A 20,967-nucleotide genomic window follows, 5' to 3' on the forward strand; every position below is an offset into this window, starting at 1 on the left:
GATGTCGCAGATCGATCCAGGGGAACCGGACCGCGTCGCGTTGCAGGCCCGCGACGTCGCCTTCGACTGGGCCCAGCTGCCGATGCACTGGATTCCCGGCGAGCCGTTCGCCACCCACATGATCAACTTCCTGCACCTGGTGCTGCCGGAGGGCGAGCGCTGGTTCGTGGAGGTCTTCAAGCAGGCGATGCCGCTGATCAAGGACGACCGGCTGCTGGAGGACGTCCGCGGCTTCGTCGGCCAGGAGGCGATGCACGCCGAGTCGCACCAGGGCGTGCTGGACCACTTCGACGCGCACGGCCTGGACACCCGGCCCTACGTCGCGCAGGTCGGCTGGATGTTCCGCAAGATCCTCGGCGACCGGCCGCACACCGGCAAGCGCGCCGAGTCGTGGCTGGTGCAGCGGCTGGCGATGATCGCGGCGATCGAGCACTACACGGCGTTCCTCGGCCAGTGGGTGCTGGACGCGGCGGAGCTCGACGCCGCGGGCGCCGACCCGACGATGCTCGACCTGCTGCGCTGGCACGGCGCCGAGGAGGTCGAGCACCGGTCGGTCGCCTACGACCTCTACATGCACGTCGACGGCGGCTACCTGCAGCGCTGCCGGACGATGGCGATCGCGATCACGGTGCTGGCCATCCTGTGGGCCCGAGGCGTCCGCTACCTGATGGCGCACGACCCGGTGCTGCGCGGCCGCCGCAAGCCGCGCTTCCGCGACATGCTGCGCACCGGGCGCCTCGGGCTGACGCCCGGCTACTGGCAGATGCTGAAGGCGATCCCGCCCTACTTCCGCCGCTCCTACCACCCGTCGCAGTACGGTTCGACCAGCCAGGCGGTGGCGTACCTGGCGAAGTCGCCCGCAGCGCAGGCGGCCGAGCACTGATGGCCGAGGTCGATCGCGCCGTGCCGCCGGCGCTCACCCACGCCGGCCCGGACCGGTTCCTCTGGGCGCTCGACAAGCTGACCACCGCCGTGGAATGGCTGCACCGCAACGACCGCCGCGACCACCCGCCGGTCCGGCCGGTGGACCGCGACATCCCGCTGCTGGTGTCGGAGGTGCGCGCCGAAGCGGACGAGGTGATCAGCCTGCGGCTGACGCGCCCGAGCGGCGCGCCGCTGTCCTCCTGGCAGCCCGGCGCGCACCTCGACGTCGTGCTGCCCTCCGGCCGCAAGCGGCAGTACTCGCTGTGCGGGGATCCCGGCGAGCTCGGGCACTACCGGATCGCGGTCCGGCGGCTGGCCGACGGCGGCGGATCGCGCGAGATCCACGACGAGCTCCGCTCCGGCAGCCGGATCGTCGCGCGCGGGCCGCGCAACGCGTTCCCGTTCGTCACCGCGCCGCGCTACCTGTTCATCGCGGGCGGCATCGGCATCACGCCGATCCTGCCGATGGTCCGCACCGCCGCGGCGCGCGGCGCGGACTGGCGGCTGGTCTACACCGGACGGTCGCGCGAGTCGATGCCGTTCCTCGGCGAGCTGGCGGCGCTGGACCCGGCGCGCGTCTGGATCCGGCCGGACACCGAGTTCGGCATCCCGGCCTCCGGCGCGGAATTGCTGGAGCACTCGCCGCCCGACGCGGCGGTGTACTGCTGCGGGCCGATCCCGATGATCACCGGCGTGCGGGTCGATCTGCCCGGCAGCGCGGCGGATTCGCTGCACTGGGAGCGGTTCTCGGCGCCGCCGATCGTCGACGGCCGCCCGTTCACCGTCGAGCTGGCCCGCACCGGCGAGACCGTCGAGGTGCCCGCGGACCGGTCGGCGCTGGACGTGATCGGCGAGGTCGTGCCGCAGGTGCCCTACTCCTGCCGTCAGGGCTTCTGCGGCACCTGCCACGTCCGGGTCCTCGCCGGGGAGGTCGACCGCCGGGGCCGGGCCGAGGACGACCGGATGGCGATCTGCACCTCCCGCGCGACGGGCCGGGTCGTGCTCGACCTCTGAACCGATCGCAGCGACGAAAACCACTCCCGGTGGGGCTCCCCGGTGTCGTACGGTCTGAGGTGGGAGATCGATCTTGGGGAGAAGCCATGGAGCTCACTGGTCTGGTGGAGATCACGTCGGTCGACGAACTGCGCGAGATCGTCGGCGAGCCGCTGCAGCGCGTCGCGGACAAGGCGCGCCCCGGCCTGCACGAGCTGGACCGGCAGTGGCTCGCGGCCTCGCCGTTCTGCCTGATCGCCACCTCCGCCGCGGACGGCACGTGCGACGTCTCGCCGAAGGGCGACCCGGCAGGGTTCACGCTGGCGCTGGACGACCGGACGATCGCCATTCCGGACCGGGCGGGCAACCGGCGCGTCGACGGCTTCCGCAACGTGCTGTCGAACCCGCACGTCGGCCTGATCTACTTCATCCCCGGCCGCGGCGACACGCTGCGCATCAACGGCCGCGCGCGGCTGGTGCGCGACGCGCCGTTCTTCGACGAGATGGTGGTCAAGGGCCACCGCCCGGCGCTGGCGCTGGTGGTGGAGATCGACGAGGTCTTCCACCACTGCTCGAAGGCCTTCCTGCGCTCCGCGCTGTGGAAGTCCGAAACGTGGGAGCCGGACGCCGTGGCCTCTCGCGCGCAGATCGCCAAGTTCCTGGAGCGCCCAGATGACTCGCTGGCGGAACTGGAGCGCTACTACGGCCCGTCCTACGCCAACGGCCTCTACTGACGGGCCCTCAGCGCGCCGAACCCCGGACCGCCGAACCGACCACGTCGGCGGCCTGGACCAGGCCACCGGCGGTCTCGTCCAGCACCTGGGCGAGGATCTCGCGCAGCGGAGTGCCGCCGGTGCCGACCAGCCAGCTGTGCATGGCCGAGCCGAAGCAGCTCATCAGGGTGATCGAGTAGGCGACCGTGCGCGGGTCGTCGTCGCCGGTGCCCGTCCGTTCCGCGACCAGCGCGGCCATGTCCTGGACCCAGCGCTGCCTGATGAGGTGCAGCTCGTAGTCGCCGGCGTGCTCGAGGCCGTCCAGCAGCTCGGCGCGCATCAGGTGCTGCGCGCGGTCCTGTTCGATGCGTTCGGCCGCGTCCAGCAGCGCCGCGGCCAGCGATCGCATCGGGTGCTCGCCGGCGGGCCGGGCGGCCAGCACTTCGCGCATCCGTTCGGTCTCGCGGCCCGGGTCGCCGAAGAGCACGGCGTCCTTGCTGGGGAAGTGGCGGAAGAACGTGCGCGGGGCGATGTCGGCGGCCTCGGCGATCTGTTCCACCGTGGTGCCGGCGAAGCCATGCTCGGTGAACAGCTTCAGGGCCGCCGCTTCGATGGCCGCGCGGGTGCGCATTGTCCGGCGATGGCGGCGGTCCTGAGGTCGGGAAGCCGGGTTCTCCGCCGCAGCGGCCGTCATACCTGCCAGATTCGTCCCGGCTCCGGCCCAGGTCAAGCGCGCCGACGACGACCGATGCGGGCGCTGGGCTTGCACCGCCTGGCCACCGGGTTTCTCCTGGAACCACGCGTGTGGGGAGAACGGCGATGGCGGAGTGGTTGGGTTGGCCGGTGGTTCGCCAGCTGACCGGGGCGGACCCGCTGGGCAGGGGCCCGGCGGCCCGGTCGCGGCGCACCGATGAGCGGCGGGCGCGCACCGAGGACGCCGACGCGGTGGTCCGTTCGGTGTGCCCGTACTGCGCGGTGGGCTGCGGCCAGCGGGTCTTCGTCCAGGACGGCGTGGTCACCCAGATCGAGGGCGATCCCGATTCGCCGATCAGCCGCGGCCGGCTGTGCCCCAAGGGCTCGGCGAGCCGCGAGCTCGTGACCTCGCCGCTGCGGCAGACCAAGGTCCGCTACCGCCGCCCGCACGGCACCGGGTGGGAAGACCTCGACCTCGACACCGCGCTGGACATGATCGCCGACCGGGTGCTGGCCACCCGGGCCGCCACCTGGCAGGACGCCGACGCCGACGGCCGGCCGCTGCGGCGCACGACGGGCATCGCGAGCCTCGGAGGAGCGACCCTCGACAACGAGGAGAACTACCTCATGAAGAAGCTCTACACCGCCCTCGGCGCGATCCAGGTGGAGAACCAGGCCCGCATTTGACACTCCTCCACGGTGCCCGGTCTGGGCACCTCGTTCGGGCGCGGCGGCGCCACCACGTTCCAGCAGGACCTCGCCAACGCCGACTGCGTCCTCATCCAGGGGTCCAACATGGCCGAGGCGCACCCGGTCGGCTTCCAGTGGGTGGTGGAGGCGAAGCGGCGCGGCGCCACGATCATCCACGTCGACCCGCGCTTCACCCGCACCTCGGCGCTGGCGCACCGGCACGTCGCGCTGCGCGCGGGCAGCGACATCGCGTTCCTCGGCGCGCTGATCAACCACGTCCTGACCAACGACGCCTACTTCCACGACTACGTCGTGGCCTACACGAACGCCCCGATGATCGTGGGCGAGGACTTCCGCGACACGGAGGACCTCGACGGCGTCTTCTCCGGCTTCGACCCCGAAGCCGGTAGCTACGACACGACGACCTGGCAGTACGAGGGCAGTTCCGCGGTGCCGTCGGTCGGCGGTCACGGCCCGGAGACCGCGGTGCCCACGACGCCGCACGGACGCGAGCGCGACGCCAGCCGCCCGGAGCGCACCGGATCGGGCGGCCCGGTCTATCGCGGTCGTGCCGAGACAGACCCGACGCTGCAGCATCCCCGCTGCGTGTTCCAGCTGCTCAAGCGGCACTACGCGCGCTACACGCCGGAAATGGTGGAGGAGGTGTGCGGGGTTCCGCGCGAGGACTTCGAGTGGGTGGCCGAGCAGCTCGTGGCGAACTCCGGCCGGGATCGCACCACGGCGATCGCCTACGCGGTCGGCTGGACGCACCACACGGTGGGCGTGCAGTACATCCGCGCCGCCTCCATCCTGCAGCTGCTGCTGGGAAACATCGGTCGGCCCGGAGGCGGGATCCTGGCGCTGCGCGGGCACGCCAGCATCCAGGGCTCGACCGACATCCCGACGCTGTTCAACCTGCTGCCCGGCTACATCCCGATGCCGCACGCGCACGCCGACTTCGACCTCGACTCCTTCGTCGCGCCCGACGAGCTCGCGCGCGGCTACTGGGGCAACATGCGGTCCTACCTGGTCAGCCTGCTCAAGGCGTGGTGGGGCGAGCACGCCACGGCCGACAACGACTTCTGCTTCGACCGGCTGCCGCGGCTGACCGGCGACCACGGCACCTTCCAGACCGCGATCGACCAGATCGAGGGGCGCTGCAAGGGCTACTTCGTCGTCGGCGAGAACCCGGCGGTGGGCACGGCGAACGCCCGCCAGCAGCGGATGGGCCTGGCGAACCTGGACTGGCTCGTGGTGCGCGACCTCAACCTGATCGAGACGGCCACCTTCTGGCTGGACGGCCCGGAGATCGAGACCGGGGAGATGCGCACCGAGGACATCGGCACCGAGGTGTTCTTCCTGCCCGCCGCGGCGCACACCGAGAAGGACGGCACCTTCACCAACACCCAGCGGCTGCTGCAGTGGCACCACAAAGCCGTTGAACCGCACGCGGATCAGCGCAGCGACCTGTGGTTCTTCTACCACCTGGGGCGGCGGATCCGGGAGAAGCTCGAACCCGGCGCCGAGCGGGACCGGGCACTGCTGGAGCTGACCTGGGACTACCCGGTCGAGGGCGAGATCCGCGAGCCGAGTGCGGCGGCCGTGCTGCAGGAGATCAACGGCTTCGACGCCGCCGGCGATCCGCTGTCGTCGTACACCCAGCTGCGTCCGGACGGGTCCACCCGCTGCGGTTGCTGGATCTACTGCGGCGTTTTCGCCGACGGGATCAACCAGTCCGCGCGGCGTCGCCCGGGCCGCGAGCAGTCGTGGGTCGCGCCGGAGTGGGGCTGGGCGTGGCCGGCGAACCGGCGGCTGCTCTACAACCGGGCATCGGCCGATCCGGACGGCCGGCCGTGGAGCGACCGGAAGGCCTACGTCTGGTGGGACGACGAGCGCGGCGAGTGGACCGGCCACGACATCCCGGACTTCGACCGGGCCAAGCGGCCGGACTACCTGCCCGACCCGGACGCCACCGGGCCCGAGGGCATCGCGGGCACCGAGCCGTTCATCATGCAGAGCGACGGGCGCGGCTGGCTCTACGTCCCGGCCGGGCTGGTCGACGGACCGCTGCCGGCGCACTACGAGCCGCAGGAATCGCCGCTGGAGAACCGGATCCACGCCGCCCAGCAGCGGAATCCGGCGCGGCAGGTGTGCTCGCGGCCGGAGAACCGCTACCAGCCCAGCGGCGCCGAACCCGGCAGCGAGGTGTTCCCGTACGTGTTCACCACGTTCCGGCTCACCGAGCACCACACCGCGGGCGGCATGAGCCGGTGGCTGGCGCACCTGTCCGAGCTGGCGCCGGCGATGTTCCTGGAGGTTTCCCCGGCGCTGGCGGCCGAGCGCGGGCTGCGGCACCTGGGCTGGGCGACCGTGGTCACCGCCCGCAGCGCCATCGAAGGCCGCGTCCTGGTGACCGCCCGGATGCGGCCGCTGAGCCACGGCGAGCGCACCATCCACCAGATCGGCATCCCGTGGCACTGGGGGCCGAACGGCCTGACGACCGGCGACGCGGCGAACGAGCTGATCAACGTGGCGCTGGACCCGAACGTGCACATCATGGAGACCAAGGCCGGTGCCTGCGACATCCGGCCGGGCCGCCGCCCGCGCGGCGCGGCGCTGGTCCGCTACGTCGAGGAGTACCGCAGGCGGGCCGGGATCACCGAGCGCACCGGCACGGAGCACGCCGACAGCCCGAGGCGAGGAGGCGAGTGAGCGCGTGGAATCGAACCGGTTGAGCGGACCGCTGGCGGACCCGGCGGGGGAGGCGGGCTACCCGCCGGACCACCCCGACCGCGTCGGGTTCTTCACCGACACCAGCGTGTGCATCGGGTGCAAGGCGTGCGAGGTCGCCTGCAAGGAGTGGAACCTGCTGCCCGAGGACGGCCTCGACCTCACCGGGATGTCCTACGACAACACCGGTGCGCTCGGCGCGACGACGTGGCGGCACGTGGCCTTCGTCGAACAACACGGGTCCACTGTGGACCTGGGCATGCCAGGCATGGGCGAGGACCAGGTCCGCTGGCTGATGTCCTCGGACGTCTGCAAGCACTGCACGCACGCGGCATGCCTCGACGTCTGCCCGACGGGCGCGCTGATCCGCACCGAGTACGGCACGGTCGTGGTGCAGGACGACGTGTGCAACGGCTGCGGTTACTGCGTGCCCGCCTGCCCGTACGGGGTGATCGACGTGCGGCCGGACACCGGAGGCGCGGCCAAGTGCACGTTGTGCCAGGACCGGCTGGGCGCGGGGCTGATGCCCGCCTGCGCGACGGCGTGCCCGACGGAGTCCATCCAGTACGGCCCGCTCGACGAACTCCGCGACCGCGCGCAGCTGCGCGTCGAAGAACTGCACGCACAGGGCATCGCCGAGGCCAGGCTCTACGGGCACGACCCGGCGGATGGGGTCGGCGGCGACGGCGCGTTCTTCCTGCTGCTGGACGAGCCCGAGGTGTACGGGCTGCCACCGGACCCGGTGGTGACGACGCGGGACCTGCCGTCGATGTGGCGGCACGCGGCGGGCGCGGCGCTGACCGCGGCGGCCGTGATCGCCGGGTGTTTCCTCGGGGGCAGGCGGTGAAGCGCGGCGACCGGCTGATGGTGCCGGAGGCGGAGTTCCGGTCCTACTACGGGCGCCCGGTGCTCAAGCAGCCGGTGTGGAAGGTCCCGGACGTTCCCGCGTACCTCTACCTCGGCGGGCTGGCGGGGGCGTCGTCGGCGATGGCGCTGTGCGCGGACTTCGCCGGGTACCGGCGGCTGGCGCGCTCCGGCAGGCTGGCCGCGGCGGTCGGCGCGACGGCCAGCGTCGGGGCGCTGATCCACGACCTCGGGCGCCCGGCGCGGTTCCTGAACATGCTCCGGGTCCTGAAGCCGACCTCGCCGCTGAGCGTCGGGTCCTGGATCCTGGCGCCGTTCTCGGCGTTGTCCAGTGCGGCCGTGGCCAGCGAACTCACCGGGCGGCTCCCGGTTCTGGGCCGTGCGGCGGCCACCACGGCCGGGGTGATCGCGCCCGCGATGACGACCTACACCGCGGTGCTGCTGGCCGACACGGCGGTCCCGGGCTGGCACGAGGCGTACCGCGAGCTGCCGTTCTTGTTCGCCGGGAGCGCCGTGTCGAGCGCGGGTGCGATCGGCATGCTCACCGCGCCGGGCGAGTCCGGCCCGGCGCGGCGGATGGCGATGACCGGGGCGGCGCTGGAGTTCGCCGCCGCGCAGCGCATGCACCGGCGGATCGGGCTGGTCGGCGAGGTCTACCGGCAGGGGCGCGCGGGCGCGGTGTGGCGTGCTGCCCGGGCGCTGACCGCCTTCGGCGCGGGAGCGGCGCTGTTCGCCGGGCGCAGCCGGACGGCCGCGATCGCCTCGGGGTTGAGCCTGACCGCGGCCGCCGCCGCGACGCGGTACGCCGTCTTCGAGGCCGGTCGTGCGTCGGTCCGGGATCCCCGGTACACGGTGGTGCCGCAACGCGAACGCTCCTGACCAGCGGAATCGCTTGATGCAGGTATCTATACACTCGCTATATACATCGCGTGTATAGTTCCCGGCATGTCGATCAGTCTCACCTTGCTGGGGCTGCTGGAAGGTGGCCCCAGCTACGGATACGACTTGAAGCGCGCCTACGACGAGAGCTTCGGGCACGCCAAGTCGCTGGCCTACGGGCAGGTCTACTCGACGCTGTCCCGGCTGCTGCGGGACGAACTGGTCGAAGTGGACGGAGTCGAGTCCGGCGGGGGACCGGACCGCAAGCGCTACTCGATCACCGAGGCCGGCCGGCGCCGGATCGAGGAGTGGCTATCCACTCCGGAGAAACCCGTGGCAGAACTCCACAACACGCTCTACGCCAAGGTCGTCCTCGCCGTCCGCTCCGGTCGCGACGCGACGGAGGTGCTCGACCGCCAGCGCGGCGCCCACCTGGCCCGCATGCGCGAACTGACCCGCCGCAAGGCCGGAGCCGAACCCGGCGAGCAGTTGGTGCACGACTACGCCCTCTTCCACCTGGAGGCGGACCTGCGGTGGCTCGAACTCGCCGTGACCCGCCTCGAACCGCTCGCCCAGGAGGTTTCCCAGTGACCGAACCAGCGGTGACCCAGGCGCCCGCAGCCGAACCGCTGCTGCGCGGCACGGACCTGCACCTGTCCTTCGGCCCGACGCCGGCGCTGCGCGGCGTGTCCCTGTCCGTCTCGGCGGGGGAGATCGTCGCGGTGATGGGCGCGTCCGGGTCCGGGAAGTCGACCCTGCTGCATTGCCTGGCCGGCATCCGCCTGCCGCAGTCGGGCCAGATCAGCTACCGCGGCACGGAGCTGACGGCGTTGTCCGACGAGCGGCGGAGCGCCCTGCGCCGCGAGGAGTTCGGCTTCGTCTTCCAGTTCGGGCAGCTGGTGCCGGAGCTGACGGTGCGCGAGAACGTGGCGCTGCCGCTGCGGCTGTCCGGGGTGGCGCGCCGCGAAGCGGAGTCCAAGGCCGCGTTGTGGCTGGAAGAGCTGGAGATCGCCGACGTGGCCGGTTCGCGCCCCGGCGACATCTCCGGTGGGCAGGGCCAGCGCGCGGCGCTGGCCAGGGCCCTGGTCGCCGAGCCCGCGGTGATCTTCGCCGACGAGCCGACCGGCGCGCTGGACTCCGCCGGTGGCGAGCAGGTGATGAAGTTGCTGACGCGCGCCGCGCGGGGCGCCCGCGCGGCGGTGGTGCTGGTGACCCACGAACCGCGCGTCGCCGCCTATGCGGACCGGGAGGTCGTGCTCCGCGACGGCAGCACCCAGCTCACCGGGGTGGCCCGATGACGACTGCGCAGGACTGGATGCGGGACCTGGCCTTCGGGCTCCGCCTGGCGGTGACCGGCCGGCGGTCGTGGGGACGGCTGGTGGTCACCGCCGCGGGTGTCGGGCTCGGCGTGGCACTGCTGCTGGCGGCGGCATCGATCCCGAACGTCACCTCCTCCCGCGACGCCCGGTTCGACGCGAGGTGGGGTGTCGGCGCCGTCACCGGGGACGCCGCCTCGGTGCTGGTGGCGGAGACCGCGACGCAGTTCCGCAACGAGCGGGTCCAGGGGCTGTGGGTGCAGAACCAGCGCCCCGACGGGCCGGTGGCTCCCGGGCTGCACCAGAACCCGCGGCCGGGAGAGGTGGTGGTCTCGCCGGCGTTGCAGGAGCTCCTCTCCGGGCCGGGCGGCGCGCTGCTGCAGCCGAGGTTCCCCAACGTGGTCGGCGTCGTCGGCGCCGAGGGCCTGCTCGAACCCAATGAGCTCTTCTTCTACGCCGGAACCGACGCGCTGTCGCCGCGGAGCAGCAACGTGAGCGGCGTGTTGGACCACTTCGGGGAGGCCCCCGGACACAGCCGCGCGACGTTCTCCACCAGCGAGTGGCTCATCCTCGCCCTCGGCCTGGCCGCGCTGCTGGTGCCGATCGTGGTGTACGTCGCGGCCACCGTGCGGCTGGCCGAGACCGCGAGGCAGCGCCGGCTGTCGGCGATGCGCCTGGTCGGTGCCAGCGGCGAGCAGATTCGCCGGATGGCAGCGGGCGAAGCGCTGGCGGGCGCGGTGCTGGGCGTCGTGCTGGGCTGGGCGCTGTTCCTCTTCGGACGGACGTTCGCCAGCGGAGTGACCGTCGCGGAGGCCGCCGTCTTCGCGTTCGACATCAACCCGGTGTGGTGGCTCGCGGCGCTCGTGACCGTCGGCATCCCGGCCGTCGCCGTCACCGTCACGATCGGCTCGCTGACGCACACCATCGCCGACCCGCTGGACGTGACCCGCCGGACGGTGTCGCGGCGGCGTCGCCTGGGCTGGCGCTTGGTGCCGCTCGGACTCGGCCTGCTGGGATTGCTGGCGGTCACCATGGGTTTGGACAGCGTGGACGACCTGCCGCTGTTCGTCGTCTCCGCGGTGCTCGTGCTGGTCGGGATCCCGGTGCTGCTGCCGTGGTGCGTCGAGCGCGCGGTCGGACGCCTGCGAGGCGGTCCGACGGCGTGGCAGCTGGCGATCGGACGGCTGCAGCTGACCAGCGGTCCCGCCGCGCGATCGGTCAGCGCGATCGCGGTGGTGGTCGCCGGCGTGATCGCCCTGCAGACGCTGATGGCCACGGTCGAAACCGAGCACGCGGACCGCGGCACTTCGCAGGACTCGGTGCGAGCGGCATCGGCCAGCGGGCGAATCGCCGGTGAACGACCGGCCGATCCCGCCGAGATCGGGCGGATCGAGCAGGAGGTGCGATCGCTGCCCGGAGTCGACGAGGTGCGGGTCGCGACGATTGCCCTGGTCACGGGGCAGGACCGGGCGAGCGCTGGGCTGCTCATCGCCGACTGCGCGCAGATCGCCCGGCTGCTCCAGGTGCCGGACTGCCGGGACGGCGACGCGTTCGCCCCGCCCGGCCGCAGCCCGTTGCGGCCCGCCGAGCGCGTCGAGCTGGCGGAATCGCCGTACGGACTGGAGTTCCGCTCCAGCACGCCACCACCGGCCTGGAACGTGCCGGAGTCGGTGCGGCCGGCGTCCGCGCCGGTCGGGTTCGCCGACTACGACATCGCGATGGTGCTGACCCCGGCCGCAGCCGCCGGCATTCCGGCGGATGTCCAGCACCTGCAGGTGGACATCCGCCTCAACCCGGCGGCCCCGAACGACCTGGACGAGCGCTTCCGCAACATCGCCGCGGCGCACCTCGTCGACTACAGCGCCTCGATCACGACGGCGAGCGGAGGGGGCACGGCCTCGAGCGAGGAGTCGGCCCTGGTCGCGATCCGCGCCGCGCTGCTGGCGGGCGCGCTGCTCACCTTCACGCTCATCGGGTGCAGCCTGTTCGTCTCGGCTGCCGAGCAGATCCAGGAACGGCGCAGGCCGCTGGCCGTGCTCGCGGCGGTGGGTGTCCCGAGGCGAACCCAGTGGTGGTCGCAACTCCTGCAGAACGCGGTGCCGATGCTCGTCGCAACGGCGCTGGCGACGGTTGTCGGCATGCTGCTCGGGGCGCTGACGGCGGTGGCCACGAACAGCGGGAGGAGGGGGCAGATCGTCTTCGACCTGCCCGGCATGCTCGGCCTCTTCGCGTTCGCGGCAGCGGCGGTCCTCGTCGTAACGGCCCTGACCCTCCCGGCGCTCGGCCGAGCCGCCCACCCGACGGGCCTCCGTACCGAGTGACCCCGCCGGGCGAGTAGTCCCGAGTGGATGGGCGCCTCCCGCTGACATCGGCGGAGGCGCCCATCGTAGCGTTTGTCTACTCTATTAGTTCAGTGCTGAATGAAATCGTCTCACTGGCGGCGCACCATCTCGGTGATCCAGATGGGCGCGAACGGTGACGTGCAATTCGGTGGGGTCGGGTAGTCCTTGAGCACCTCCAGGCGCTCGCCGATGTCGAGTGCACGGGGGCGGTGCTCGGCATGACTGATCCCGATCTGGGCCAGGCAGCTGTTCATCGCCCACTGCAGGCGGTCCGGGGCGCCTTTCATCTCCGCCTCGATGACGTCGAGCAGCTCCGCGAGGTCGAGGCCCTCGGGCTTCTTCGCCACGCGTTCGGTGGTCAGCGCCCAGCCGGCGCTCGCGACCACCGGATCCGGATCGGCGGACCAGGCCAGGCGCAGCTCTTCGGCGTGCGAGCTCTTCTTCACCACGTAGTTCACGAGCCAGTCGTGCACCTTGGGGGTGCGCGCCTCGCGCAGCATGACGTCCAGCTCGGCACGCTCGAACGCCTTCGGGCGGCAGATCAGGGTCGCCAGCAGCCTCGCCGCGGAGTCGCCGGTCTCCCAGAGTTGGCGCGCGAGTTCCTGCTGCGTCTTCAGCCGCTTCGCGAGCGCGCGCAGCTTGCCGAGGTTCACGCCGTGATCGTCACCGTGCTTCTCGTTCACCTTGCGCGCCTTCGGGTCCTCGAGCGCGGCCAGCTCGGCCATCACCTCGGCCACCGACGTCTCAGCCACCTCGGCCTCCTGTCCATCCGTGTGGGATCAGCCTACGAGGCAAGGGATGTCGCGCCGGGCAATTCGGTCTCTTCGGACGAGCCGCAAAGCCTTTGCTCGGTCTTTTCGGTGTGTCCATGTGAACTGATCGAATGCGTTCGGGGACGCTCTGTGAGCACTCAATAGGGTGAGTCGTGGCTCATGTCTCACCGTGGGTGATTGGATTTTCGGCAATGAGCTCATCGTCGATCAAGAAATGAGCTGGAAAAACCCAGCAATCGCGGCGATCTTGTCGATGTTTCTATGACGATGGCCACTCGCTGATGGTTTGGTCCTCGGTTTCCGGCTACGTAGCGTGGCCCCTCGTCGGCGCCCCCGAGCCGACGAGCAAGACCGGAAGTCCGCTTCGCCGAACCCTGCCCAGCGGGCCCTTCCGACCCCCGACACGTGCATCAGGGCAGGGGCCTGACGACGACGGCGAACCCGGCGTCCCGGCCGAGCAGTCTCGGCCGCGTCGATCGCCGCCCCTGGCGTCAGCGCAGGCGTCGCTGGAGACGAAGAACATGGCTAGCTCCCGAGGCAAGCACCGCAAGTCCACCACCGGCCGCAACGTCGCGCGGGTCGCCCTCGCCGGCGCGGTCGTCGCCGCCCCGTTCGCCCTGGCCCTGCCGGCCAACGCCGCGTCGCAGTCCACCTGGGACGCCGTCGCGAAGTGCGAGAGCGGTGGCAACTGGTCGATCAACACCGGCAACGGCTACTACGGCGGCCTGCAGTTCAACCAGTCCACCTGGGCCGCCTACGGTGGCACCAGCTACGCCTCGAACGCCTCGCAGGCCAGCCGCGAGCAGCAGATCGCGGTCGCCGAGCGCGTGCTGCAGAAGCAGGGCCCGGGCGCCTGGCCGGTGTGCTCGAAGAAGGCGGGTCTGACGGCCGGTGGCGGCCTGCAGAACCAGAGCGTCTCTTCGACCACCACGAAGAAGACCACTCCGAAGACGGAGACCAAGCCCAAGGTCAAGACCGCGACCAAGAAGACCGAGGTCAAGAAGACCGTCCAGGTCGAGGGCGCCTACACCGTGCAGGCCGGCGACACGCTGAGCTCGATCGGTGCCCAGTTCGACGTCAGCTGGCAGTCGATCTTCGAGAAGAACCACGGCGTCGTCAGCGACGCCAACCTGATCTTCCCGGGTCAGCAGCTGACCGTGAAGTGACCCGTCCGGTCCGCGTGACCGGGCGACAGCAAGGGACCCCGCCTGCCTCTCTCCGGCGGGGTCCCTTGCATTTCCGGTCGAGGCGCGGGGAACGGGCTCCTTTCAGCTTGCGGCGGCGCAGGTCGCTGCGGATGTCCCACGCGGTCCAGCTGACGCCACCCAGGGCGAGGCCGGACATCAGGATCAGCACCAGGACTTCGGTCACGGCGGGCTCCCTTCGATCGGGACCGTCGGAGTGCTTCCCGAGCCTAATGACCGTTCCGTTGATCGCCGAACGTGTTGAGTTTTCAAACCCGATCGGGCGAAGTGTCCACATCGTCCGATCGTCGCTGGCACCTCGAATTCCGCGTGCCCGAGGCGAATTCGGCACGCGGTCCGGACGCGCGCCCCGTCACTCGCCTTGTACGTTCCGTGTCTTCCGATCATCACTCGGGATGAATGCTGCCCGGCAGGGTGATTCATCGGCATGTTGGGACCGGTCGCATCGCCCGTTGCCCCGATCATTCTCGTGATCAAGCCCGGCCGCGCTCGGTGCGGGAAACGGCACGTGCCGCAGGAAAGGGGGAGAGCAAGATGGACGCAGGTCATTACGCCGCGCTGGTGGAGGTGACCGCCTTGGGCGGCTGGGTCGGCCCGACGACGATCGCCGCCGGTGCCCTGCTGCTGATCGTCGCGCTGTTTCGCCGAACGCGCGCCACACTGGCGAAGAAGCGACGGACGGCGCGCCCGAGTGCGGCCCAGTGGTGGTGACGCGTCATCCGGAGCTGACCTAGGCGTGTCGCGCGTGTGCGGGCGCCGAGGGGGGAGGGACGGATGACCGACACCACGCGGGACTCGAGGGAGGCGGCGGAGCGCGCCCCGACCGCAGACCGGCCGGCCGATCAGAGCTGGCGGGTCGTCCCGGCACCGCCGATGCGCAGGGCGCAGCGCCAAGACCTGCGCACCGCCATCGCCGTCGATCTGGGGCGGCTGGCGGCGTCGATGTCGCGGCGGCTCGGCATGGGCAGCGGCGGGATGATCGGTGGCCGACTCGCGCTGAGCGTACAACCGAGAGCCCTGCGCAGGCTGGCAATCGGGCGGCGTGTCGTGATGGTCACCGGGACGAACGGCAAGACGACGACCACGCAGATGGTGGCCGAGGCGTTGCGCTCGCAGGCTCCCGCCGTCAGCAACGGCACCGGCGCGAACATGCTCGACGGACACGTCGCCGCGCTGATGACCAGGCCGGACGCCCCGTTCGCCGCGCTGGAGGTCGACGAGCTGCACCTGGCGCAGGTGACCGACCAGTTCGAGCCGGCCGTGATCCTGCTGCTCAACCTCAGCCGGGACCAGCTCGACCGGGTCGGCGAGATCCGCACCGTCGCGGCGAGCCTGCGGCGCGCCCTGGCGCAGGCGCCGGGCGCGCAGGTGATCGCGAACCGGGACGACCCGAACATCGTCTTCGCCGCCGCCGGTCATCCCGCGGTCACCTGGATCTCCGGTGGCGTGCGCTGGAAGGACGACGCGCTGAACTGCCCGAGCTGCGGCGCGTTCATCGGCGACACCGACCGGGACTGGCGCTGCGCCTGCGGCTTGGCGCGTCCCGCCGCGGAGTGGACGGTCACCGGAACCGGCGCGGTGTCCGCCGACGGTTCCCACCACGAGCTCGCGCTGTCGCTGCCGGGCCACGTCAACCGGGTCAACGCGACGTTCGCGCTGGCCGCGGCGCTGCACCTCGGCTGCGACGAGGACGCGTCGCTGGCCCGGATCGGGCGGATCTCGGAGGCCGCCGGCCGGTACCAGACGGTCCGGCTCGCCGGGCGGGACGCCCGGCTGCTGCTGGCGAAGAATCCGGCCAGCTGGCTGGAGATGCTCGACCTCGTCGACGGTGGCGACGCACCGCTGGTGCTGGTGGTCAACAGCCGGGAGGCCGACGGCTACGACGTTTCCTGGCTGTGGGACGTGGATTTCGAGGTGCTGCGCGACCGGCCGGTCCGGGTGGCGGGGGACCGGGCGCTGGATCTGGCGGTGCGGCTGCGCTACGCCGAGGTGCCCTGCGCCGTGTCGTCCGATGTGGACGAGGCGCTGGCCGGGTCGGCCACCGGCGTGCCGGACGTGATAGCCAACTACACCGCCTTCCGCGACCTCGTGACCAGGAGCAGGCGATGATGCGCGACCGCGTCCGGCTCGCGCTGGTGCTGCCCGACCTGCTGGGCACGTACGGCGACCGGGGCAACGTGCTGGTGCTGGCGCAGCGGCTGAAGTGGCGCAACATCGACAGCGAGACGGTGACGGTGCTCTCCGATTCCGCCGCGGTGCCGGAGTCCTGCGACCTGTACCTGATCGGCGGTGGGGAGGACGTCGCGCAGGTGGCCGCGGTCCGGTTCCTGCACCGCGGTCCCGGGCTGCGGCGCGCGGTGGAACGCGGCTCCCCGGTGCTGGGCATCTGCGGTGGCCTGCAGGTGCTCGGGACGAGCTTCGTCACCGGCGACGGCGTGGAGCACGCCGGCCTGGGCGTGGTCGACGCGGCCACCGAGCCGGGCAGCGGGCGCGCGATCGGCGAGGTGACGACGCAGTCCACCCTGGGCGGCGTCGGGATGCTCACCGGATTCGAGAACCACCTCGGCCGCACCCGGGTCGGCCCCGGCTCGCAGCCGCTGGGCCGGGTGACGCGCGGTATCGGCAACGGTCACGACGATGCCGAAGGCGCGGTCCGCGGGCACGTCGTGTGCACCTACCTGCACGGACCGGTGCTGGCGCGCAATCCGAAGCTGGCCGATCTGCTGCTGGAATGGGCGATCGGCGAACCCCTGGAGCCGCTGCCCGATCCTCCGGAGCTGCGCGCGCTTCGCGCCGAACGAACCCGGCCGCACGTCCGCAACCGCAAGTGACCGTCAACGGCGGAAGATCCGGGCCAGCCGGTCGACCGCGGGTCGCAGCTCCGGGGCGCGGAAGAGCGCCAGCGCGCCGAAACTGACCGCCAGCACCACCACCGTGTGCACCACCAGCGAGAACCAGGCGTCGGCGACCGGCCCGAACGGGCCGAACGCGCTGCGCAGTCCGGCGAGGGCGGCGAGCCCGCAGGCGCAACCGAGCAGGGCGGCGGCGATCGCGCGCCCGATCCCGGCGAGGGTCCGGCGGGTCTGGACCGGGCCGACCCTGCGGTGCAACCAGATCTGGCCGGCGATCGCGCCGATCACGAAGCTCACCGACATCGCGCCGGTGACGCCGACGACGAGATCGCGCGGATCCAGCACGGCGAGCGCGACGTAGCACAGCACGCTGCGGACCAGCACCATGATCACGTTGATCCAGGTGGGCGTGCGGGCGTCCTTCATCGCGTAGAACGCGCGCAGCTGCAGCATCGTGATCGCGAACGGGACCACGCCCAGCGCGGCGGCCGCCAGCGCCCAGCCGAGCCGGTCCGCCGCCGCGACATCGCTGGCGCCCAGCGAGAAGAACGCCACGCCGATCGCGCCGCCGGCGACCGCCAGCAGCGCACTGATCGGCATCAGCAGCACGGCGCTCAGCCGACTGCCCAACGACACGTCGGCGACGAACTCTGCGGTGTCCTCGGCCGCGGCCGCGCGGCTGATCCGGGGCATCAGCGCGGTGAGCAGCGAGACGCCAAGCACGCCGTAGGGGACTTGCGACAGCAGCCAGGCGTAGTTGAAGGTCGCGACGCTACCGGTGGTGCCCTGCCCGGTGACGCGGGTGATCACCACCATGCCGGCCTGGCTGACCAGCGTGTAGAGCACGACCCACCCGGCGAGCCCGCCGAACTCGGACAGCCTGCGGTCCCAGCCCCACCGCCAGCGGAACCGGAAACCGCTGCGGCGCAGCGAAACGGCCATGGTCGCCGCTTGGGCCGCGATGCCCAGCGCGGTGCCGATGCCCAGGATCAGCAGCTTCGGCTCGCCCATGCGTACCGGGTGCGCCGAGATCTCGCCGGGCACCAGCGCGTACACCACGACTGTGGTGATCACGACGACGTTGTTGAGCACCGGGGCCCAGGCCGGGATGCCGAACACGCCGCGCACGTTGAGGATCGCCTGCAGCAGCGCGGACATCCCGTAGCAGACGATGCCGGGCAGCAGCAGGTAGGCGAACGCCGTGGTCAGCGCGGCGTTGGCCCGGGTGTCGGGGCCGAGGTAGAGCTCGGTGAGCAGCGGCGCGGCGGCCACCGCGGCGGTGGTGGCCGCGATCAGCAGCACCCCACCCATGGTGATCATCCACTGCGCGTAGGCATCGCCCTGCCGGGTGCCCTCCTGCTGCGCCCGCACCAACAGCGGCACCGCGATGCTCGTGAGCACCCCGCCGAGCAGGAGCTCGTTGACCACGGTCGGGAGGGTGTTCGCGACGGTGTAGGAGTCGTTGACCATGCCGAGCCCGAGAACGGCCACCAGCAGCACCTTCGCCAGCAGGCCACTGACCCGGCTGACGGTGGTCGCCACCGCCATCGCCGCGCTGGCCCGGGCCAGCGAAGTGCCGCGCACGCTGGAATCGGCCTGCTCGACCACGACACTCCCCAGTTCTCCGGTCCCACCTGCGCCGACCGTGCCATGAAAATCCGGCCGCCGCCTCGCGACCGCTCGTCCCATGGCAACCTGATCACACCGACGTGGACGGGGGAGGCGCTGCGATGATCGTGATCGGCGGGCTGTTGCTGGTGGCCGGGGTGGTCGTGGCGATCGTCAGCGGCGGCGACATGGCGGGCGGCTGGTTGCTGCCGGTGGGCCTGATCGCCGCGGGGCTCGGGATGCTCGTCGCCGGAACGGTCGCGGCCGCTCGCCGCCGGCTCCCGCTGCGGGCGGCGGTCCGCGCGCACCGGGTGGCGCCGGTGGGCAGCCCGCTGCGGCGGGCCCGCGCGGTTCCGTCGATGATCGCCTCCACCGCGCGGGGCCGGAATCCGGTGCTGCCGCGCTACCAGCTCGCGCTCTGGCTGCTGGCCGCGGTGTACGTGGTGTCGCCGATCGACTTCATCCCGGATTTCCTGCCGCTGCTGGGCATCGGCGACGACATCGGCGTCGGCACCTGGCTGCTGACCAGCCTGTACGCCGAAGCGGGCAACTTCCTCGCCGCCCGGGAGCAGCGGTCCGGCACGGACGCCGAGTAGTCCTCAGGTCGTCGTCGGGGCGGGTTCGGTGGGAGTGCGACGGCGGCGGAATAGACCGTGGTCGATCGACCAGTTGCCGCCGTTGAAGCCCAGTGCGAGCGCGGCGACGCCGATTGCCAGCGGCAGTTCGAAGCCCATGGGGGAGAACAGCCCGTGGGGCAGGTGCACGAGCAGGACCGCGCCTGCCATGTCGATGGCGACCAGGACGCCGACCAGCGGCAGCAGCAGCCCGAGGATCAGGAACACGCCGCCGATCAGTTCGACCAGGGCCGCGTACCAGGCCGACGCCTGCGGGAACGGGATCTGCATGCCGGCGAAGCTCTGGGCGACCGCGCCGAGCCCGTAGTCGACGACCTTCTGCCATCCGTGCGCGATCAGGATGATCCCGATGCCCAGCCGGCCGATGAAGGCGAAGAAATCACGAACGACGTGCATGACGTGCCTCCTGTCCTGCGTCGACCCCGCTGGCGGCGCGGCCCCACCTCAAGTCTGGTGGGTGGCCGCGTCGCAGTCATCTCGGCGGAGTTCTCGCCGGGCAGGAGGGTTGGGGGCCGGCCCGCGGCCCCCAACCCGGTGGATCAGCCCTTGAGCAGGGAGCGGGCCATCACCATGCGCTGGATCTGGTTGGTGCCCTCGTAGATCTGGGTGATCTTGGCGTCGCGCATCATCCGCTCCACCGGGAAGTCCCGGGTGTAGCCGGCGCCGCCGAAGAGCTGCACCGCGTCGGTGGTGACCTCCATGGCGACGTCGGAGGCGAAGCACTTCGCGGCGGCGGAGATGAAGCCGAGGTTCGCCTCGCCGCGCTCGGCGCGGGCCGCGGCGACGTAGACCATGTGGCGCGCGGCCTCGACCTTCATCGCCATGTCGGCCAGCATGAACTGGACGCCCTGGAAGTCGGAGATGGCCTTGCCGAACTGCTTGCGCTCCTTGACGTAGGCCAGCGCCTGGTCCAGCGCGCCCTGCGCGATGCCGACGGCCTGGGCGCCGATCGTGGGCCGGGTGTGGTCCAGCGTGCGCAGCGCGGTCTTGAAGCCGGTGCCGGGCTCGCCGATGATCCGGTCGGCCGGGACCGTGCAGTCCTCGAAGTACAGCTCCACGGTCGGCGAGCCCTTGATGCCGAGCTTCTTCTCCTTCGGGCCCACCACGAACCCGGGGTCGTCGGCGTGCACGACGAACGCGCTGATGCCGTTGGCGCCCTTGTCCGGGTCGGTCACCGCCATCACGGTGTACCACTTGGACTCGCCGCCGTTGGTGATCCAGCACTTGCTGCCGTTGAGCACCCAGTGGTCGCCGTCGAGGCGCGCGCGGGTCTTCATCGACGCGGCGTCTGAACCGGCCTCGCGCTCGGACAGCGCGTAGGACGCGGTCGCCTCGCCGTTGGCGATCGAGGGCATCACCTTCTTCTTGAGCTCCTCGGAGCCGGAGAGCAGGATCGGCATGGTGCCGAGCTTGTTCACCGCCGGGATCAGCGACGACGAGGCGCAGACCCGGGCGACCTCCTCGATCACGATGCAGGTGGCGACCGAGTCGGCGCCCTGTCCGTCGTACGCCTCCGGCACGTGCACGGCGGCGAAGCCCGCCTTGACCAGCGCGTCGCGCGCCTCGCGCGGGTACCGCTCCTGCTCGTCCACCTCGGCCGCGTACGGCGCGATCTCCTTCTCGGCCAGGGCACGCACCGCCTCGCGCAGTGCTTCGTGCTCCTCGGCCAGCTGGTAGGTGCCGAAGCTCGGGTCCACCGGGTGCCTCCTAATTCCCCGGCTCCGCGGCCGGGTAGTCCTCGCGGTCCGCG

Annotated in this window: 19 protein-coding genes; 14 read left to right on the forward strand and 5 right to left on the reverse strand. The window is 71.6% G+C overall.

The window, feature by feature from the left end; all coding sequences use genetic code 11:
- Position 1 precedes the first annotated feature (1 nt).
- The 3 genes from AC07FN_RS07990 to AC07FN_RS08000 all read left to right on the forward strand — a co-directional run bounded on the left by AC07FN_RS07990 (position 2) and on the right by AC07FN_RS08000 (position 2,651).
- Positions 2 to 883 (forward strand): metal-dependent hydrolase, encoded by an 882-nt coding sequence (locus AC07FN_RS07990; RefSeq protein WP_478394938.1) that lies wholly within the window; start codon positions 2 to 4, stop codon positions 881 to 883.
- Positions 883 to 1,938, forward strand: a complete 1,056-nt coding sequence (locus tag AC07FN_RS07995; protein WP_478394939.1) for a PDR/VanB family oxidoreductase — start codon at positions 883 to 885, stop codon at positions 1,936 to 1,938. Before AC07FN_RS07990 ends, AC07FN_RS07995 begins: the two co-directional genes overlap by 1 nt.
- An 86-nt stretch (positions 1,939 to 2,024) precedes the next feature.
- Positions 2,025 to 2,651, forward strand: a complete 627-nt coding sequence (locus tag AC07FN_RS08000) for a pyridoxamine 5'-phosphate oxidase family protein (protein WP_478394940.1) — start codon at positions 2,025 to 2,027, stop codon at positions 2,649 to 2,651.
- A 7-nt stretch (positions 2,652 to 2,658) separates the two neighbouring features.
- Here AC07FN_RS08000 and AC07FN_RS08005 read toward each other — a convergent pair whose 3' ends face one another.
- Positions 2,659 to 3,261: a TetR/AcrR family transcriptional regulator gene (locus AC07FN_RS08005; RefSeq protein WP_478394941.1), complete on the reverse strand. Its 603-nt coding sequence runs from the start codon at positions 3,259 to 3,261 to the stop codon at positions 2,659 to 2,661.
- Positions 3,262 to 3,449: 188 nt separating this feature from the next.
- Between AC07FN_RS08005 and fdh the strand changes: the two genes are divergently transcribed.
- The 6 genes from fdh to AC07FN_RS08035 all read left to right on the forward strand — a co-directional run bounded on the left by fdh (position 3,450) and on the right by AC07FN_RS08035 (position 12,123).
- Positions 3,450 to 6,725, forward strand: coding sequence for a formate dehydrogenase (fdh, locus tag AC07FN_RS08010; RefSeq protein ID WP_478394942.1), 3,276 nt, complete (start codon positions 3,450 to 3,452; stop codon positions 6,723 to 6,725).
- Between the two features lie 4 nt (positions 6,726 to 6,729).
- A complete protein-coding gene (locus AC07FN_RS08015; protein ID WP_478394943.1) occupies positions 6,730 to 7,590 on the forward strand; it encodes a 4Fe-4S dicluster domain-containing protein in 861 nt (286 codons plus the stop codon).
- Positions 7,587 to 8,486 carry an NrfD/PsrC family molybdoenzyme membrane anchor subunit gene (gene nrfD, locus AC07FN_RS08020; protein ID WP_478394944.1) on the forward strand — a complete coding sequence of 300 codons (900 nt, stop codon included), beginning with the start codon at positions 7,587 to 7,589 and terminating at the stop codon, positions 8,484 to 8,486. The genes AC07FN_RS08015 and nrfD overlap by 4 nt, the downstream gene beginning before the upstream one ends.
- Positions 8,487 to 8,552: 66 nt before the next feature.
- A complete protein-coding gene (locus tag AC07FN_RS08025; protein WP_478394945.1) occupies positions 8,553 to 9,077 on the forward strand; it encodes a PadR family transcriptional regulator in 525 nt (174 codons plus the stop codon).
- Complete coding sequence (locus tag AC07FN_RS08030) at positions 9,074 to 9,784, forward strand: ABC transporter ATP-binding protein (RefSeq protein WP_478394946.1); 711 nt, start codon at positions 9,074 to 9,076, stop codon at positions 9,782 to 9,784. The genes AC07FN_RS08025 and AC07FN_RS08030 overlap by 4 nt, the downstream gene beginning before the upstream one ends.
- Positions 9,781 to 12,123: an FtsX-like permease family protein gene (locus tag AC07FN_RS08035; protein WP_478394947.1), complete on the forward strand. Its 2,343-nt coding sequence runs from the start codon at positions 9,781 to 9,783 to the stop codon at positions 12,121 to 12,123. The genes AC07FN_RS08030 and AC07FN_RS08035 overlap by 4 nt, the downstream gene beginning before the upstream one ends.
- A 110-nt stretch (positions 12,124 to 12,233) precedes the next feature.
- Here the strand turns inward: AC07FN_RS08035 and AC07FN_RS08040 are convergent, their stop codons facing one another.
- Positions 12,234 to 12,869 (reverse strand): DNA alkylation repair protein, encoded by a 636-nt coding sequence (locus AC07FN_RS08040; protein WP_478395001.1) that lies wholly within the window; start codon positions 12,867 to 12,869, stop codon positions 12,234 to 12,236.
- A 569-nt stretch (positions 12,870 to 13,438) separates the two neighbouring features.
- On the opposite strand from AC07FN_RS08040, the gene AC07FN_RS08045 reads away from it, so the two are divergent.
- The 4 genes from AC07FN_RS08045 (at position 13,439) to AC07FN_RS08060 (ending at position 16,953) form a co-directional block, all read left to right on the forward strand.
- Positions 13,439 to 14,083: a LysM peptidoglycan-binding domain-containing protein gene (locus AC07FN_RS08045; protein WP_478394948.1), complete on the forward strand. Its 645-nt coding sequence runs from the start codon at positions 13,439 to 13,441 to the stop codon at positions 14,081 to 14,083.
- A 573-nt stretch (positions 14,084 to 14,656) separates the two neighbouring features.
- Positions 14,657 to 14,833, forward strand: a complete 177-nt coding sequence (locus AC07FN_RS08050; protein ID WP_478394949.1) for a hypothetical protein — start codon at positions 14,657 to 14,659, stop codon at positions 14,831 to 14,833.
- A 63-nt stretch (positions 14,834 to 14,896) separates the two neighbouring features.
- Entirely contained in the window at positions 14,897 to 16,231 is a 1,335-nt protein-coding gene (locus AC07FN_RS08055) for a MurT ligase domain-containing protein (protein WP_478394950.1), read from the forward strand.
- On the forward strand, positions 16,228 to 16,953 hold the full coding sequence (locus tag AC07FN_RS08060; RefSeq protein ID WP_452612390.1) for a type 1 glutamine amidotransferase: 726 nt from the start codon (positions 16,228 to 16,230) through the stop codon (positions 16,951 to 16,953). The genes AC07FN_RS08055 and AC07FN_RS08060 overlap by 4 nt, the downstream gene beginning before the upstream one ends.
- Positions 16,954 to 16,956: 3 nt before the next feature.
- On the opposite strand, the gene murJ is transcribed toward AC07FN_RS08060, so the two are convergent.
- Complete coding sequence (gene murJ, locus AC07FN_RS08065; RefSeq protein ID WP_478394951.1) at positions 16,957 to 18,582, reverse strand: murein biosynthesis integral membrane protein MurJ; 1,626 nt, start codon at positions 18,580 to 18,582, stop codon at positions 16,957 to 16,959.
- A 122-nt stretch (positions 18,583 to 18,704) separates the two neighbouring features.
- Between murJ and AC07FN_RS08070 the strand changes: the two genes are divergently transcribed.
- On the forward strand, positions 18,705 to 19,178 hold the full coding sequence (locus tag AC07FN_RS08070; protein WP_358491429.1) for a YkvA family protein: 474 nt from the start codon (positions 18,705 to 18,707) through the stop codon (positions 19,176 to 19,178).
- A gap of 3 nt (positions 19,179 to 19,181) precedes the next feature.
- Here AC07FN_RS08070 and AC07FN_RS08075 read toward each other — a convergent pair whose 3' ends face one another.
- The gene (locus tag AC07FN_RS08075; protein WP_478394952.1) at positions 19,182 to 19,613 is read right to left on the reverse strand and encodes a DoxX family protein; all 432 of its coding nucleotides are present in this window, start codon (positions 19,611 to 19,613) and stop codon (positions 19,182 to 19,184) included.
- A gap of 143 nt (positions 19,614 to 19,756) precedes the next feature.
- Complete coding sequence (locus AC07FN_RS08080; RefSeq protein ID WP_478394953.1) at positions 19,757 to 20,914, reverse strand: acyl-CoA dehydrogenase; 1,158 nt, start codon at positions 20,912 to 20,914, stop codon at positions 19,757 to 19,759.
- Positions 20,915 to 20,967: the final 53 nt, after the last annotated feature.

The organism is Saccharopolyspora sp. NPDC045941, from assembly GCF_056431445.1.